At 35.9% G+C, this 16,859-nt stretch carries 16 protein-coding genes; all 16 read left to right on the top strand.

Annotated features, from left to right (window positions below):
- The first annotated feature begins 1 nt into the window (after nt 1).
- The 16 genes from PHO71_RS12960 to PHO71_RS12885 all read left to right on the top strand — a co-directional run bounded on the left by PHO71_RS12960 (nt 2) and on the right by PHO71_RS12885 (nt 16,859).
- On the top strand, nt 2–1,315 hold the full coding sequence (locus tag PHO71_RS12960; RefSeq protein ID WP_300203875.1) for a nucleotide sugar dehydrogenase: 1,314 nt from the start codon (nt 2–4) through the stop codon (nt 1,313–1,315).
- A 1-nt stretch (nt 1,316) separates the two neighbouring features.
- Nucleotides 1,317–1,871: an acyltransferase gene (locus PHO71_RS12955; RefSeq protein ID WP_300203873.1), complete on the top strand. Its 555-nt coding sequence runs from the start codon at nt 1,317–1,319 to the stop codon at nt 1,869–1,871.
- An 8-nt stretch (nt 1,872–1,879) separates the two neighbouring features.
- Nucleotides 1,880–2,992 (top strand): DegT/DnrJ/EryC1/StrS aminotransferase family protein, encoded by a 1,113-nt coding sequence (locus PHO71_RS12950; RefSeq protein ID WP_300203871.1) that lies wholly within the window; start codon nt 1,880–1,882, stop codon nt 2,990–2,992.
- 11 nt (nt 2,993–3,003) lie between these two features.
- On the top strand, nt 3,004–4,506 hold the full coding sequence (locus PHO71_RS12945) for a sugar transferase (protein ID WP_300203870.1): 1,503 nt from the start codon (nt 3,004–3,006) through the stop codon (nt 4,504–4,506).
- 40 nt (nt 4,507–4,546) lie between these two features.
- Nucleotides 4,547–5,437 carry a glucose-1-phosphate thymidylyltransferase RfbA gene (gene rfbA / locus PHO71_RS12940; RefSeq protein ID WP_300203869.1) on the top strand — a complete coding sequence of 297 codons (891 nt, stop codon included), beginning with the start codon at nt 4,547–4,549 and terminating at the stop codon, nt 5,435–5,437.
- 2 nt (nt 5,438–5,439) lie between these two features.
- Nucleotides 5,440–6,012 carry a dTDP-4-dehydrorhamnose 3,5-epimerase gene (rfbC, locus tag PHO71_RS12935; protein WP_300203868.1) on the top strand — a complete coding sequence of 191 codons (573 nt, stop codon included), beginning with the start codon at nt 5,440–5,442 and terminating at the stop codon, nt 6,010–6,012.
- Complete coding sequence (gene rfbD / locus PHO71_RS12930) at nt 6,005–6,871, top strand: dTDP-4-dehydrorhamnose reductase (protein ID WP_300203867.1); 867 nt, start codon at nt 6,005–6,007, stop codon at nt 6,869–6,871. The genes rfbC and rfbD overlap by 8 nt, the downstream gene beginning before the upstream one ends.
- Nucleotides 6,864–7,919: a dTDP-glucose 4,6-dehydratase gene (gene rfbB / locus PHO71_RS12925; protein WP_300203866.1), complete on the top strand. Its 1,056-nt coding sequence runs from the start codon at nt 6,864–6,866 to the stop codon at nt 7,917–7,919. The genes rfbD and rfbB overlap by 8 nt, the downstream gene beginning before the upstream one ends.
- Entirely contained in the window at nt 7,920–8,780 is an 861-nt protein-coding gene (locus tag PHO71_RS12920; protein ID WP_300203968.1) for an ABC transporter permease, read from the top strand.
- Nucleotides 8,781–8,796: 16 nt separating this feature from the next.
- A complete protein-coding gene (locus PHO71_RS12915; protein WP_300203865.1) occupies nt 8,797–10,068 on the top strand; it encodes an ABC transporter ATP-binding protein in 1,272 nt (423 codons plus the stop codon).
- Nucleotides 10,065–10,988: a glycosyltransferase family 2 protein gene (locus tag PHO71_RS12910; RefSeq protein ID WP_300203864.1), complete on the top strand. Its 924-nt coding sequence runs from the start codon at nt 10,065–10,067 to the stop codon at nt 10,986–10,988. The genes PHO71_RS12915 and PHO71_RS12910 overlap by 4 nt, the downstream gene beginning before the upstream one ends.
- On the top strand, nt 10,967–13,165 hold the full coding sequence (locus tag PHO71_RS12905) for a CDP-glycerol glycerophosphotransferase family protein (RefSeq protein WP_300203863.1): 2,199 nt from the start codon (nt 10,967–10,969) through the stop codon (nt 13,163–13,165). Before PHO71_RS12910 ends, PHO71_RS12905 begins: the two co-directional genes overlap by 22 nt.
- Entirely contained in the window at nt 13,162–13,746 is a 585-nt protein-coding gene (locus tag PHO71_RS12900; RefSeq protein ID WP_300203862.1) for a DapH/DapD/GlmU-related protein, read from the top strand. Before PHO71_RS12905 ends, PHO71_RS12900 begins: the two co-directional genes overlap by 4 nt.
- A 133-nt stretch (nt 13,747–13,879) precedes the next feature.
- On the top strand, nt 13,880–14,233 hold the full coding sequence (locus PHO71_RS12895) for a serine O-acetyltransferase (RefSeq protein WP_300203861.1): 354 nt from the start codon (nt 13,880–13,882) through the stop codon (nt 14,231–14,233).
- Complete coding sequence (locus PHO71_RS12890) at nt 14,234–15,184, top strand: glycosyltransferase family 2 protein (RefSeq protein WP_300203859.1); 951 nt, start codon at nt 14,234–14,236, stop codon at nt 15,182–15,184. It begins immediately after the preceding gene.
- Nucleotides 15,147–16,859, top strand: coding sequence for a hypothetical protein (locus tag PHO71_RS12885; protein ID WP_300203857.1), 1,713 nt, complete (start codon nt 15,147–15,149; stop codon nt 16,857–16,859). Before PHO71_RS12890 ends, PHO71_RS12885 begins: the two co-directional genes overlap by 38 nt.

Raw genomic sequence — 16,859 nt, 5'->3', positions numbered from 1 at the left:
AATGAAAGAAATTTTACTGAAAAAGATTGCTGATAAGAAAATCGTTGTCGGCGTAGTTGGTTTGGGATATGTAGGTTTACCTCTGGCCGTAGAAAAATCGAAAGCCGGATTTAAAACGATTGGCTTTGATGTACAAGCTGAAAAGGTCAACAAAGTTAATAAAGGAGAAAACTATATTGGCGATGTCGTAGATAGAGATCTTAAGGCTATGGTTGAACAAGGGTTACTCTCTGCAACCACCGATTTTTCTTTTATCAAAGATGTGGACTTTGTTGCTATATGTGTTCCCACCCCATTAGATACTCATCAACAACCTGATTTAAGTTATGTTAAAAGCTCAGTCGAAGCAATTGCAAAACATATTACTAAAGGCACTATGGTTGTTCTTGAATCAACGACTTATCCGGGAACAACCGAAGAATTGATAAAACCGATTCTTGAGAATGGTTCAAAGTTGAAATGCGGAGAGGATTTTTATTTAGGCTTTTCTCCTGAACGAGTAGATCCGGGTAATGCTATTTATAAAACTAAGAATACACCAAAAGTTGTTGGTGCTATTGGTGAAGATGCCAGAGAGGTTATTTCTGCAATGTATGCCACCGTATTGGACGATAATGTCCATTCAGTGTCGTCTCCAGCTGTGGCAGAAATGACCAAAATATTGGAGAATACATACCGAAATATTAACATAGGTCTTATCAATGAGTTGGCTATTCTTTGTAATAAGATGGGTATCAACCTATGGGAGGTTATCGAAGCTGCCAAGACGAAACCTTTTGGGTTTACACCATTCTATCCTGGTCCTGGATTAGGTGGTCACTGTATTCCTTTAGACCCTTATTATCTGAGCTGGAAAGCAAGAGAATACGGCTTCCACACCTCTATGATTGAATCGTCTATGATGGTGAATGACAAAATGCCCGAATATACCGTGGAACGCTCTTCTCAAATTCTTAATAGCTATCAGAAATCTCTGAATGGAGCAAACATATTGGCTCTTGGGGTTAGTTATAAACAGGATATAGATGATTATCGCGAATCACCGGCATTGAGAGTGATAGAGTTATTGCAAGAAAAAGGGTGTAATGTAAAATACTACGATCCTTATATTTCCGAGTATAAATACAAAGGAGAAAAACACAATGGCGAGATAGAGCTAACCGCAGATTTAATTCAAAGTTCTGATTTAGTGATTGTCTTATCCGCTCACTCAAAGGTCGATTACGAATTTGTACAGCAAAACGCAATTGCAATTTTCGACACTAAAAATGTAATGTCAAAGGTAGTAAAACGTGATAATATAGAACTTTTGTAGTATGGAGTATTTTGTTCACGAATCATCATATGTTGATGATAATGTATCTATTGGAGAAGGGACAAAGATATGGCACTTTTGCCATATTCAGACTGGAGCTATACTTGGTAAGAAATGCTCTTTAGGTCAAAATGTCAATGTTGGGAATAATGTAAGGATTGGGAGTAATGTTCGGATACAAAATAATGTCTCAATCTACGAAGGTATTGAAATAGAGGATAACGTGTTTTGTGGTCCATCGTGCGTATTTACTAATGTAACAACCCCTCGTGCAGACTTTCCTGTTCACGGAATATACGCTAAAACGCTGATTAAAGAGGGTGCTTCTTTGGGTGCTAACTCTACTGTTGTCTGTGGGCATACCGTAGGTCGTTCTGCACTAATCGCAGCGGGAGCAGTAGTTACAAAAAATGTTCCTGATTATGCCCTTGTTGCAGGAGTACCGGCCAAACAAATTGGTTGGGTCTGTGAATGTGGTGAACGCCTGTCAGATACATTGGTTTGCAAGTGTGGCAGAATATATAAAAAGGAAAATGAAATATTAACTCAAATATAGTATCACAGATGCAGTTCAGAGATTTGCAAAGGCAGTACGAGGTACTGAAAAAAGATATAGACCAAGCAATGGTAGATGTTGCCGGTTCGAGTAACTTTATTATGGGACAACCTGTTAAGGAGCTTGAAACGGAGTTGGCGGAATATGTAGGAGTGAAACATTGCCTCTCGTGTGCCAACGGAACCGATGCTTTGACACTTGCTCTTAAAGTATGGGGAGTCGGAGCCGGAGATGCAGTCTTTGTTCCCGATTTTACTTTTTTTGCTTCAGCAGAGGTGGTCTCTTTGGAGGGAGCTACACCTATCTTTGTAGATGTTGATACAGATACGTTCAATATGGATTGTACGGATTTAGAGCGTAAAATAGAGAACACTATTAACGAGGGGAAACTAATACCCAAGATAATTATAACGGTAGACCTATTTGGTCTTCCTGCTGCTTACCCTCAGATTCGTAAAATTGCTGATAAGTATCATCTTCTTATATTGGAAGATGGTGCACAGGGTTTTGGAGGAATGATTGATGGTGAGAGAGCGTGTAGTTTTGGCGACATATCAACAACTTCGTTTTTCCCGGCTAAACCATTGGGTTGTTATGGTGATGGTGGAGCTATATTTACGGATAACGATGAGTGGGCTGCTTTGGCTGATTCATACCGTGTACACGGCAAAGGTGCATTTAAGTACGACAATGTACGAATAGGAATGAACTCACGTTTAGACACCCTTCAGGCTGCCATTCTGCAAGTTAAATTTAAAGCGTTTAAAGAGTATGAACTGGCAGATATAAATGTAGCAGCGGCCAAATACACAGAAAAGCTTCAAGGAAAGGTAAAGACGCCGCTTATTCCCGAAGGATACTGCTCCAGTTGGGCACAATATACTATTCAGCTGTCCTCTAAAGAGGAGCGTGATGTACTTCAAGCGAAACTAAAAGAGCAAGGCATTCCATCTATGGTATATTATCCTACCCCGATGCATCGGCAAACTGCCTACCAGAGTTTGGGTAAAAATGATTGTCCAGCAACTGTTCGCTTATGTGATACTGTTTTAGCTCTTCCATTGCATCCATATATCTGCGACGAAGATATTAATGCAGTGTGCAACGCTATTCTAAAATAAACTAATATACGATGGTTCGATTTACTCGCAGAGAGCTTATAATCATATTTTTTGATCTGCTGATTTCTCTGTTTGCATTTTGGTTTTCACGTTATTTTGGAGATTTTCCACGTTGGTATTACTTGGTGTTATCTGCTCTATTGTGGGTGGCTATCAGTTGTGTTTCAGGAAAGCTTAAATTTGGAGATTATAAACGAATAAGGTATGCTTTAGCGGGGATTTTTACAATTAATATCTTCACAGGAGTAGTTCTTTTCTTCTCTTATCGATATACTATCCCAGAATACAGATATGACTATTCTATTTTGCTTGCAGTAGTAATAATAACACTGTTAGAGTGGATTTTGTATTATTCTGTAAGGAAAATTGTGTATCGAAAAATACCGTTTTTCTATGAAGAACCTACTTTTGAGGATTTTACACTATTGGGGATTAATGGTGGGGCAACCGTAAGCGCAGATATAGATAATAAAGATGTTAAATTCCTGTTAGACAATACTCAAAAACAGAAGGATTTTACTACGTGGATAAAAGAAAACAGAGATTCATTTTCAAATAAGACGATTATTGTTGAAACATCGAACCCTGAGGACATTCTCAGTTATAAAACACGTAACGTGAGTCTAATAATAAATACATTACCTCTAAATAAAATACGTCATATTAATACAGGGCTTTCTTATGCCAATTACTGTCTTCAAGAGGGCGGCTTTATCTCTTGTCATTGCATTACCAGCGGTATTCGCAAAGAAAAGATAATGAAACAATGCCCCATTGTCATCAGAGATATAATACATTTTTTTGATTATCTATGGCATCGGGTTGCCCCGAAGATATCTGTATTTAAGTATTTCTACTACTGGTTAACAAAAGGTGAAAGACGCTCCTTGACCCGGGTGGAAGTGTTGGGTAGGTTTTATAGAGCTGGTTTTGAGGTGATAGAAGATAGCGTTATGAATGGTAAATTTCATATATTGGCAGTCAAAGTAAAAGCTCCGATACGGGACGATAAACCATCTAATGGAATGCTTATCAGACTTAGGCGTGTTGGGAAAAATGGTAAAATCATCGGAGTTTACAAATTTCGGACAATGCACGCCTATTCGGAATATCTGCAACCCTACATCTATAAATGCAACAATTTGAGCAAGGGTGGTAAAATAGAAGACGATTACAGAGTGAGCCCGATTGGTCATTTTTTACGAAAAACTTGGTTTGACGAACTGCCAATGCTTATCAATTGGTTGAAAGGTGATTTAAAACTGGTGGGTGTACGTCCGCTCAGTCAGCACTATTTTGGTCTTTACTCGCCAGAGTTACAGCAATTACGCGTAAAAACTAAACCTGGATTAGTCCCACCATTTTATGCCGATATGCCTGAAACGTTAGAGGAGATAGAAGCGAGCGAAGTTCGCTATTTAAAAGTTTACCTAAAGAATCCCATGCTTACCGACTGGAGATACTTCTGGAAGGCGTTTAGAAATATTGTGCTTAAAGGAAAAAGAAGTAAATGATCTAAGTTATTTGTAATAGTTAGATATTAAAAATATTTATATGAAAGGAATAGTATTGGCAGGGGGCTCAGGTACAAGATTGTACCCAATCACAAAGGGCGTAAGCAAACAAATGCTTCCCGTGTATGACAAACCAATGATTTATTATCCAATATCGGTTCTGATGTTGGCTGGCATTAGGAAAATCTTGATTATATCCACTCCAGACGATTTGCCTTCTTTTAAAAGATTATTGGGAGATGGCTCTAATTATGGGGTAAGTTTTTCATTTGCTGAACAACCTAGTCCAGATGGATTGGCACAGGCCTTCATCATTGGAGAAAAATTTATTGGAGAAGATTCGGTTTGTCTGGTATTGGGGGACAATATATTCTACGGCAGTGGCTTTTCAAAAGCATTGACCGATTCTGTACGAGCTGTAGAAGATAATGGCAAGGCTACTGTTTTTGGCTATTGGGTTTCAGATCCAGAGCGTTATGGCGTAGCAGAATTTGACAAGGAGGGAAACTGTCTATCTATTGAAGAAAAACCCTCTGTTCCAAAATCTAATTATGCGGTTGTGGGTTTATACTTTTATCCTAATAAGGTTGTTAATGTAGCAAAGAATATCAAACCTTCGGCACGTGGGGAGTTGGAGATTACAACAGTCAATCAAGAGTTTTTGAACGATGGTGAATTAAAAGTGCAAAAACTCGGACGTGGTTTTGCGTGGCTTGACACAGGAACTCACGACTCTTTGAGTGAGGCATCTACTTTTATTGAAGTCATCGAGAAGCGTCAGGGTTTAAAGGTCGCTTGTTTAGAGGCAATTGCATACAGAAATAATTGGATAGATGAACATCAGATGCGTGAGTTAGCACAGCCGATGATTAAAAATCACTATGGTCAATACCTATTGAAAGTTATTAATGAACTTAAAGGTGATAAATAACCGTGGAATCAATAAAGACAAATATAAATGGGGTTATTATCATTGAACCTCGTATTTTTAAAGATGATAGAGGATATTTCTATGAATCGTTTTCAGAGAGAGAGTTTACTGAAAAAGTCTGCAAGACCATCTTTGTACAAGACAACCAAAGCAAGTCAACCTACGGAGTGTTGAGGGGTTTGCATTTTCAGTGCCCTCCTTATGCTCAAAGCAAATTGGTACGTTGTATTAAAGGTAAGGTGCTGGACGTGGCAGTTGATATTAGAATCGGATCTCCGACATACGGTGAATATGTGTCGGTTGAGTTGTCAGAGGAGAATTACCGTCAGTTATTTATACCACGAGGATTTGCCCACGGCTTTGTTGTACTCAGCGATGAAGCTATATTTCAGTATAAGTGTGATAATTTTTATAATAAAGATAGCGAGGGGGCTATAATGTGGAATGATCCGAATTTAGGAATAGATTGGGGCATAAATTCTAATGATGCGATACTCTCAGACAAAGACAAAAAAAACACTTTGTTCAAAGAATTTAATTCTCCGTTTAGCTATTTTGAAAATTATTATGAATAAAAACATACTTGTAACAGGGGCTAATGGTCAGTTAGGTTCTGAAATGCAAATTTTATCCAAAACAAGTAAAGAACGATATATCTTTACTGATGTGGCCGAACTTGATATTACGAATTTAGCAGCAATTAGGCAGATGGTCGTCAAGAATAATATCGATGTAATTGTTAATTGTGCTGCTTATACTAATGTAGATAAGGCTGAGGAGAATGAGAAAATGGCAAATTTATTGAATAATATTGCTGTTGGACATCTTGCAAATGTGGCCAAAGAGGTTGGAGCAACGCTGATTCACATCTCGACAGATTATGTTTTTGATGGAGTTGCTCATATACCATATACAGAAGAGCATACTACTACTCCAATAGGTGTTTACGGCAGGACAAAGTTGGATGGCGAAAAGAGTGTCGTGGCATCGGATTGCAACTATATCATTATTCGTACTTCGTGGCTCTATTCACAGTGGGGGAACAATTTTGTTAAGACAATACAACATCTAACAAATGGAAGAGACTCACTAAATGTAATTTTTGACCAAATAGGAACACCGACATACGCTGGTGATTTGGCAAATGCAATAGGTATGATAATCAACTCAAACCAAATTACCAAGAAGGGTATCTATCATTTTAGCAACGAGGGTGTTTGCTCGTGGTATGATTTTGCAAAGATGATTTGTAGTATGAGTGGAAATAAATGCGAGATTCATCCCATACACTCCTCTGAATTTCCCAGCAAAGTTACTCGCCCTCATTACTCGGTGCTGGACAAAACAAAAATCAAAAATACATTCAATATTGCTATTCCGCATTGGATTGATTCTCTAAAAAAATGTATCTTAAATTTACAAAACTATGAATAGAAATATAATAATAACAGGAGGAGCTGGATTTATTGGAAGTCACGTAGTTTGCCTATTTGTAAACAAATATCCTGATTATCATATCATCAATGTTGATAAATTGACTTATGCCGGAAATTTGGCAAATCTTACGGATATCGAAAACGCTCCAAATTACACGTTTATAAAGGCAGATATTTGCGATTTTGATAAAATGGTGTCATTATTTGCTGAGTACAATATCGATGGAGTGATTCATTTGGCAGCCGAAAGTCATGTAGATAGAAGTATTAAGGATCCATTTACTTTTGCACACACCAATGTAATTGGAACATTATCATTACTGCAAGCAGCAAAAAATCAGTGGAAAGGCAACTATGCAGATAAACGATTTTATCATATATCAACAGATGAGGTATATGGCTCTTTGCAGTTTGACGGAACATTTTTTACCGAAGATACTGCTTACTCACCTCATTCACCATATTCGGCATCTAAAGCAAGTAGCGATCACTTTGTACGTGCATTTCACGACACCTACGGTATGCCGACTGTTATTACCAATTGTTCAAATAACTACGGGCCCTATCAGTTTCCTGAAAAATTGATACCTCTTTTTATCAACAACATACGTCACAGCAAACCGTTGCCAGTATATGGCAAGGGCGAAAATGTACGTGATTGGTTATATGTTGTGGATCACGCACGGGCAATAGATGTTATATTCCACGAAGGGAAAATTGCTGAAACTTATAACATCGGTGGATTTAATGAGTGGAAGAATATTGACCTCATTAAGGTGATTGTTAAAACTGTTGACAGGTTGTTAGGCAATCCAGATGGACACTCCTTGCGTTTGATTACGTATGTTACTGATCGTGCAGGTCACGATTTACGATATGCCATAGACTCTAACAAGTTGAAAAAAGAGTTGGGCTGGGAACCATCATTACAGTTTGAAGAGGGGATAGAGGAAACGGTTCGTTGGTATTTAGATAATCAGGAGTGGTTGGATAATATCACTTCAGGCGAGTATGAAAAATATTATCAAGAGATGTATAAAGGATAAATTATGAGTATGGATGATAAGAAATGGAGCACTATAATTAAGCCAAAAAATAAGTTGTGGGACATTGACTTTATTGAATTATGGCGTTATAGAGACTTGTATACACTATTTGTCAAGCGAGATATTGTTACTCAATACAAACAAACAGTACTGGGGCCGTTATGGTTCTTTATTCAGCCATTACTTACCACGTTGATGTATATGGTGGTTTTTGGAGGTATTGCGGGTATTAGTACAGATGGGTTGCCGCAACCCTTATTTTACTTATCAGGAATCTTGTGTTGGCAATATTTTTCAGAATGTTTGAATAAAACATCAACAACATTTACTGCTAATCAGGCAATATTTGGTAAAGTGTATTTTCCTCGATTAGTAGTTCCGTTAGCCACTGTAACAAGTAATCTTATAAGGCTTGGTATTCAATTGTTGTTGCTGATTATTGTCTATGTATACTATCTGTCGTTTACCGATTTTTCATTTTCAGTAAATTGGACATTATGCCTATTTCCTATATTAATTGTACTATTGGCTTTTCTTGCATTAGGATTTGGTATATTGATATCATCAATGACTACGAAATATCGAGATATGACAGTGTTGTTTACATTTATAATTCAATTATGGATGTATGCAACTCCTATAATCTATCCGCTTAGTACCATCAAAAATCCGAATATTTATATGTTAATGACTTTAAATCCCGTGACAGGAATTGTGGAGGCATTTAAGTATAGTGTTTTGGGGGTAGGTGAGTTTTCTTGGACATTATTAGGTTATAGCATTGGGTTTATGACAATACTAATGGTGGTTGGTATAGTTGTGTTCAACAGAGTACAACGAAGTTTTATGGATACTGTTTAAAAGTTTCAAAAAAGCAATGACAGCAATAGAGTTTAATAATATATCGAAACAATACCGTTTAGGTTTGGTTAGTACTAAAACACTATCACACGACTTGAATAGGTGGTTTCAGATGAATGTAAGGGGCAAGGAAGATCCTTATCTAAAGATAGGAAGTGTAAACGACCGCAGTGCTGCTGCTGATTCCGATTATGTATGGGCATTACGCAATATCGACTTCAAGGTAGAACAAGGAGATGTAGTTGGGATTATTGGTAAAAATGGTGCAGGGAAAAGTACGCTACTCAAAATTTTGTCGAGAGTTACAGCTCCAACAACAGGTACGATACGAGCAAAAGGACGTATTGCATCACTATTAGAGGTTGGAACTGGATTCCATCCCGAAATGACCGGACGAGAAAATATCTATATGAATGGTGCGATAATGGGTATGACAAAAGCTGAGATCGCCAGTAAAATAGATGAGATAATCGATTTTAGCGGTTGTGAACGCTATATTGATACTCCTGTCAAACGCTATTCAAGCGGTATGACGGTACGTCTTGGGTTTGCAATTGCAGCACACTTAGATCCTGAGATATTGGTGGTTGATGAGGTTTTAGCCGTAGGAGATGCAGAATTTCAGAAAAAAGCGATTGGTAAAATGCAGGAGGTGAGTAAAGGTGACGGACGTACGGTACTGTTTGTTAGTCATAATATGTTAAGTATGAGACAACTTTGCACTACTGGTATTTTATTGGATAAAGGAGGTGTTTGTTTCTCCGGTAATATATCTGATACTATAGCAACCTATATTGTAGACCAAATTGTACAATCGTCATTTGACGCTGGAGAAGGTGATAAAGATGTGCTGTTTTTAGAATATGCGAAAGTCTATCCTACCAAAGGAACTGTCATATATAATAGTTCGGAAATTATTATTGAATTTGGAGTTACAATCGGTAAAGATATACCATCACTTGTAATCGGCTTTAATATTAACAGTTCTTATGGACACCCATTAGCACGTGCTGATTATAATGATAATTCTAAGAAAGCAACGCTTAACCCTGGATCGTACATTTTTAAATTTAAAATTCCACCTTTGAGATTTTCAAATGGTGATTATAAAATTGTTTTTGATGTGGCAATTAGAAATATTAGAAATTATGCGACAAGTAAATCGAGTTTGTCGTTTAATGTAACAACTGATGAAAAAGGATTTGGTAATTTTTTTTGTGAAGATATGATAATTAAATCTTCAATAATGAGAGAAAATTGGTTTGATAAATATGAGATAGTAAAATGATTCCATTAGTATCTATAATCTTACCCAATTACAATCATGCTCGTTATTTGCCCGATCGAATAAATTCCATCTTGGGGCAGACGTTTCAGAATTTTGAACTGATTATTCTTGACGATTGCAGTACCGACAACAGCCGTGATGTGATAGAACAATACCGAAACCATCCCAAGGTTACTCATATTGTCTATAATGAGCAGAATGGAGGAACATCTTATAAACAGTGGGAAAAAGGCATTGCGTATGCCAAAGGCGAACTTATTTGGATTGCGGAGAGTGATGATTTGGCAGACGTACATTTTCTTGAATATTTAACCCCTCATTTTAAAGAACCCAAAATAGTATTAGCATTCTCAGGTATTCAATTTTTTATAGATAAAATCCATACCAAACCCATTATGAAAGAGATAGATATTAGATATAATGGAATCGATTTTATCAGAGATAGATTATTATGGGGTAATGGAATATGTAATGCAAGTATGGTACTTTTTAGAAAAGATAACTACTTCTGCGTTGATACAAATCTTTGGTCGAAAATGAAACTTGTCGGAGATTGGATGCTGTGGACAAACATCACCTCGCAAGGTGATGTTGTAGAGCAACCAGCTAAATTGGACTACTGTCGAAGACACGATACAAATGTAACGGGACGTTTCCGAAAATTAGGATATGATTTTATTGAAGGGGTTAAGGTATTGAATTTTGGGAAACGTGTTTGTAATAATAGATTTGATTGTAAAAAAGTATATTATAAGTGGTATGATAATTATATTCTATGGTCAAAAGAATGTACATATAAAACAAAATATAAAATTATAAAAACAATATTGTGTAGTGATTTTTATTTAGGATATTTTTTTTGTTGTAAACTAATTCGTAGAAAGATAAAACAAATATTATGTCTCCAAAAGTCTCAATAATTGTTCCGATATATAATGTAGAGAAATATCTGTCGGCTTGTCTTGATTCATTGATAAATCAAACGCTAAAAGATATTGAAATTATTTGTGTGAACGATTGTTCTCCGGATAGTTCTAACATAGTATTGCAGCAGTATGCTGAAAAAGACAATCGAATTAAAATTGTTAATCACAAAGAAAATCAGGGATTAGGAGCTGCTCGCAATACAGGCGTTAACGTTGCGTCTGCCAAATATGTCGGATTCATTGACTCGGACGACTATGTTTCAACAGATATGTTTGAATTGCTATATTACGCTATGTTATATGGGAATGTTCAGGTGGCAATGTGTGGTATCTCCAAAGTCTCTGATGATGGACTTGTCATAACCACTGGTGAATACCTAAAGAAAGGAAAGTTTTCAGTCTTGGAAGTGCTGACGAACGCTTCTCTCTATGAAGCTTTGCTACCTGCATGGAATAAGTTGTACATCAGGGATATAATCAAAGATATAAAGCAACTTCCCATTGTTAGTGAAGACCAACCTTTTCTTGGAGAACTATTTTCACAAATAGATAGAGTATCTATTGTTTCAAAACCTTGTTACTATTACAGAAATAGAGAGGGTACTTTATCCAAGCCGAAAGAGCATACTCCCAAAAATTGGGATGATTTCTTTTATGCACATCGTCTGTTTTTTTTAGCACTAAAACATAAGTTTTCAGATAAGGAACTACGATTGCAGTCATTAAGACGTAGTTTCTCCGTTCTATGGAGAATAAAACGATTTAATTTATTGAACAATCCTAACTGGACAGAACAAGAGAATTGCATTAGAGAACATATTAAGTCAGATGATTTTGAGCTGAAGTCTAATAGCAAAGTTGTATATTATATTTTGTTGTTTATTGTTTTTCGCAAGAAAATATCAATATACTCCAAAAAGAAACGAATAAACAGGGGAATGCAGCTTATTCAGTTATGTGCTACTAATCCTTGGTCACAGTCAAAAGATATTTTATTTGTTATAAAGATGGTGCGAATACTATCGCAACAATTCTTGTTTTCTATTTCAGATAAATTTGAAATATTATTTTATAAAAAATTGGCTTCCACGTTTAAACTTTTTGTACAAAAAAAGATTTGGCTTATCGGAGAACGTGTTGACACAATGCAAGATAATGGATTTGCATTTTTTAAGTATTTGCAAAATACTGCTACTGATAAAAAGGTATATTATATATCATCAACAAGCCAAAGTACTTGTATTCCGAAGAAGAACACTCTCAAATATAATAGTTTCTACCATAAACTGTTGTTCTGTGCTTCCAAAGTGTATGCTAACTCGCATTATAATGCTGGATATCCACGAACAAGATTCTCATCAAAAATATATCAAAAGCCCTTAAATTGTTTGAATGTTTTTCTACAACATGGTATAACTAACGCAGATGTGTCACCCTATTACGGAAAACAGAGTTCTGATATAGATTTATTTGTTTGTGGAGCAAAGCCTGAATATGATTACGTAGTTGAAAAATTTGGATTTAATAAAGAACAGGTTCTACTTACTGGATTTCCAAGGTTCGACAACCTGCATCATAATAATACACTAAAAAAACAAATGCTCTTTATGCCTACTTGGAGGCGGACTCTAAGTAATTTATCGTTAGAGGCATTTCAAGAAACTGAGTACTATATGCGAATAGATCAATTTTTAAATGCTCCAGAGCTATCTCTATTGCTTGAAAAGTATAACTATACTTTAATATTTCAGCCACACTACGAAATGAAATCCTTTTTATCCGTATTTAAAACTACTAACAAGCGTATTACAATTGCTGAAGATGGTACCGAAATTCAACAATTACTTAAAGAATCGAAATTACTAATTACAGATGTGTCAAGTGTTCACTTTGATTTTGCTTATATGAAAAAACCTATCGTGTATTATTGTTGGGATTATCCACAATTGATTGCAACGCATTTAGGCAGAGGGTATTATTCTCATCATAAAATGGGATTCGGACCAGTTGTTGGAAATCATGAAGAATTGATAAATGCATTAACTTCTATGATGGAGAATAATGCAAAAATGAATGACCTTTATCTTGATCGAGTGAATATTTTTTTTCCTTTAATGGACAACAAAAACTGCAAACGATTATATAATCATATCAATAAAATAGTAAAGTGAAAAAACTTATTAAAAAAGCGATCAAACAATTTCTGGGCATACCTGTACATTTATCTCTAAAGGAACTACTTGTCAAACATGACATTAAAGGAGATATTGATAGTGCCAATGGAAATTTTTGCTATATAAATAACAAAGGAAGCATAAAAGTGGCGTCCAATGTGCAATTTATCTCCGAGCCAAATGGGTCTATCTTCAAGGTCGCTTTATCGACCTATTTGCCAGATAGTGAATTGTTTATAGGGAGTAATTGTAAATTGCATGGTGTTGTAATTCATTGTAATGAAAAGATAACGATCGGGAATAATTGCCTTTTAGGTCCTGGTGTCATTTTATGCGATAACAATTCGCATCGAGTATCTGTTAATTACGAAGAAAGAATGAAATCTCCCGCTTCGGCTCCTATCGTATTGGAGGATAATGTTTGGATCGGGATGAATTCTATTGTATTAAAAGGAGTTACAATAGGAGAAAACTCAATTGTTGCAGCTGGTAGTGTTATTACCAAAAATTTACCTGCAAACGGATTGTATGGCGGTAATCCGGCGAAATTCATAAAAGTCATTGATTCAATTGATTAAAATGTTACTATTTGTAATTAGACCATTTGTTCTGATTTATATTAAACTTAAATTTAAGAACATCTACAATTTGTATCGATATTTACATTCAAACAGCAATAGAAAATTATGACTTAGTTCCTTCGAATATTTATTGCGAAAAAATAATAGTTGGATTGGGATTCAAGCTGAAATAAAATCTGAACCTATTTTCCCGCATGGTATTAGTGGTATATTTATATCTCATCAAGCCAAAATAGGTAAAAATGTAACTATTTATCAACAAGTAACGATTGGTTCAAACAATGACAAACAATCTCCTTATTATGGGTCGCCAACTATTGGAGATAATTGTTACATAGGGGCTGGAGCCAAAATCATAGGACGTTGCACAATAGGTGATAATTGTAAGTTAGGAGCAAACGTTGTCGTTGTACGAGATGTTCCTAAAGATTGTACTGTTGTTAGTGCAACGAACAGAATTATTAAGCTAACAGAAAATTTATAAATGATATCTATCATAATACCTTTATACAATGCTCAGCAATATATAGCTGAGACGTTAGAGTCTGTTTTGTCCCAAACTTACGCAAATTGGGAGTGTATTGTTATCGATGATGGCTCTACGGACAACTCGGCAAATATCGTTATGGAATATACAAAGAGAGATTCCCGTTTTTCTTATTTTAAGCAAGAAAACAGCGGTCCGTCAAAAGCTCGAAACTACGGATTGTCCTTATCAAAAGGCGAATATATTCAATTTTTGGATGCCGATGACGTGCTGTTACCCGAAAGGTTTGATGTGTTGATCCGGGAATATGCTAAGGTGGGAGACAATTTTATCCTGTATTCAAATTTAGAAGTAGGCAATAGTCGCAATATTTACGATACACAAAAATTCGGACAGCGTATATCGATGGGATATGACATCTATTTTAAAGATATGTATACTCATTTTCTGAAAGATTTTTTATTTATACCGGGTTGCGCACTTTTTCCTGCGGCATTAATAAAAAACACTCAATGGGATACCTCTATAAAACATTCGGAAGATTGGGAGTTTTATCTTCATGTATTATGTAACAATAAATCCGCATCATTTAGATATGTTCCTCAGGTGTTCTTTTATTATAGAAATACGGAACAAAGCTTGTCTAAAAATTTATCCTCTGTGTACGCAGCAAGTTATGTCGTATTAGAGAAATACTTCTCAATAGAGAATTTTTGGGGATATATAAAGACTACGTCAAAACTCTTTTCAAGGAATCTATTCAAGTATATTTTTAGCAAAGACGTTCATAAAGTTGTTTTCCCTATTAACGCCAAGAATCATCGTTCATACGGGCTATTCTTATGCTTTCCTATTATATGTATCTTGTCTCTTTATTACTTTGTTAGAACACTACTAAAAAATAAGTCGTATGCCGGGATTTTTAAGCTCCACAAATTCGAAGATTAATCTGTTTAGCGATCAGCGTCAGTTGGTTTCCAAATCGATAGATCGTGAAGATCTCTTTGTGCAGCAATATACAATAAATAAATTCTTACAAGATAAGATCATCTATGGTGATCCTAATTACATTTTCTTAATCGAGGGAGTTGTTTTCAATTACAATGTACTCCTTAAAGAATATAAAACAGCCGATAAAATTGAGCTTATCAAAGAAATGTACGGTAAGGAGGGAGACGCTTTCTGCAATAAATTCAGAGGGTCGTTTTCTGGGCTTTTTTATGATATAAATGCAAAAAAGCTCATCGTATTTACGGATCACATCGGAGATAAACCCATATTTTATGCTGAAAACGGAGGGGATTTATATGTCGGATCTGAGATTAAGTTTGTTACGCATATGCTTCGGCAAACCGGTGCTTCGATCGAGCTAAACGAAACGGCGGCATATAGCTCATTAACCTTTGGCTATATGATCGAGGAGATGACCTATGTGGACAATGTGAACAGACTGTTGGGGGGTAATTATTTGGTATTTCAATATGGGAAACTGAGTGTTTATACTTACTTTCAGTTTGAGTATAAACCGAACTATCAGCTCTCAAAAAAGGATATTATTGATAGATTAGATCAATTGTTTGCCGCATCGGTTCAGGCTCAGGTCGATAAAAACGCTGAGTATGGTTATCAAAACTGGACGTCATTAAGTGCAGGTCTTGATTCGAGAATGACAACCTATGCTCTTGAGCGTATTGTGGGAAAGGAGTTTTATTCATATACCTATTCTCCCATTGGGTTTGCTGATCATAAAACAAGCGGAAATATTGGAGGTCAATTACAATATGGACATTATGTCCATATGGCAAATTATATCGGTTCGCTACTAAAAAACATAGATGAGAGTATTTATGAAAATGAAGGTCTTTACATGTATTTTGGTGCAGCCGTCCTAAAAGACTTTTTTGAGATCTTGAATAAGACAAATATCGGTGTCATCCATACCGGTCAGATCGGAGATGTCATTGTCGGTACTTTTGCAAATCAAGGAGACGAAACCATCTCTACATTAAAAGGGTATGATCTGCATTCGAAACGCTTAGCCAAATCGTTTTATGCTAAATACGACATTGATGGATTATTGAAAAAATATAAAGGTCGTGAACTGTTTTCTTTTTATAATAGGGGATTCAATGGGGTAAATTCGGGTGCTAATCCGGTTCTACAAAACTTTACAGAAACCTATTCTCCTTTCTGTAATGTCGAGTTTATTGCGTTTTGTTTTTCAATTCCTTACGAGATAAGGCGCAATAAGATCCTATATGATCAATGGATTGTTACGAAATATCCGAAAGCAGCACGCTTCAGGCACAATGGAGTAAGGTTGATCGGTAAACCCAATTTAAATAAGATAATTATTACAATAAATAAGGTGCAGCGCAAACTTAAAAAATTATTCTTTGAAAACGCAACGGCAATTAATTCGGTGACGCCGATCAATATATGGTCATTAAATCCAAGTACGGCAAAGGCAATGGATGACTATTTTAATTCGCACATTCATAAAATGAATGATTATCCGCAATTAAAAGAAGATATGGTTGAATTATATAAAAACGGCAATCCATTGGAGTGTAATCAGGTGCTAACACTATTGGGCGCATACAATCTTTTAATTCGGAAATGA

It is taken from the genome of Bacteroides sp., from assembly GCF_028690125.1.
Lineage (GTDB): Bacteria > Bacteroidota > Bacteroidia > Bacteroidales > Bacteroidaceae > Bacteroides.
This window is presented reverse-complemented; position numbering and strand designations above follow the sequence as displayed.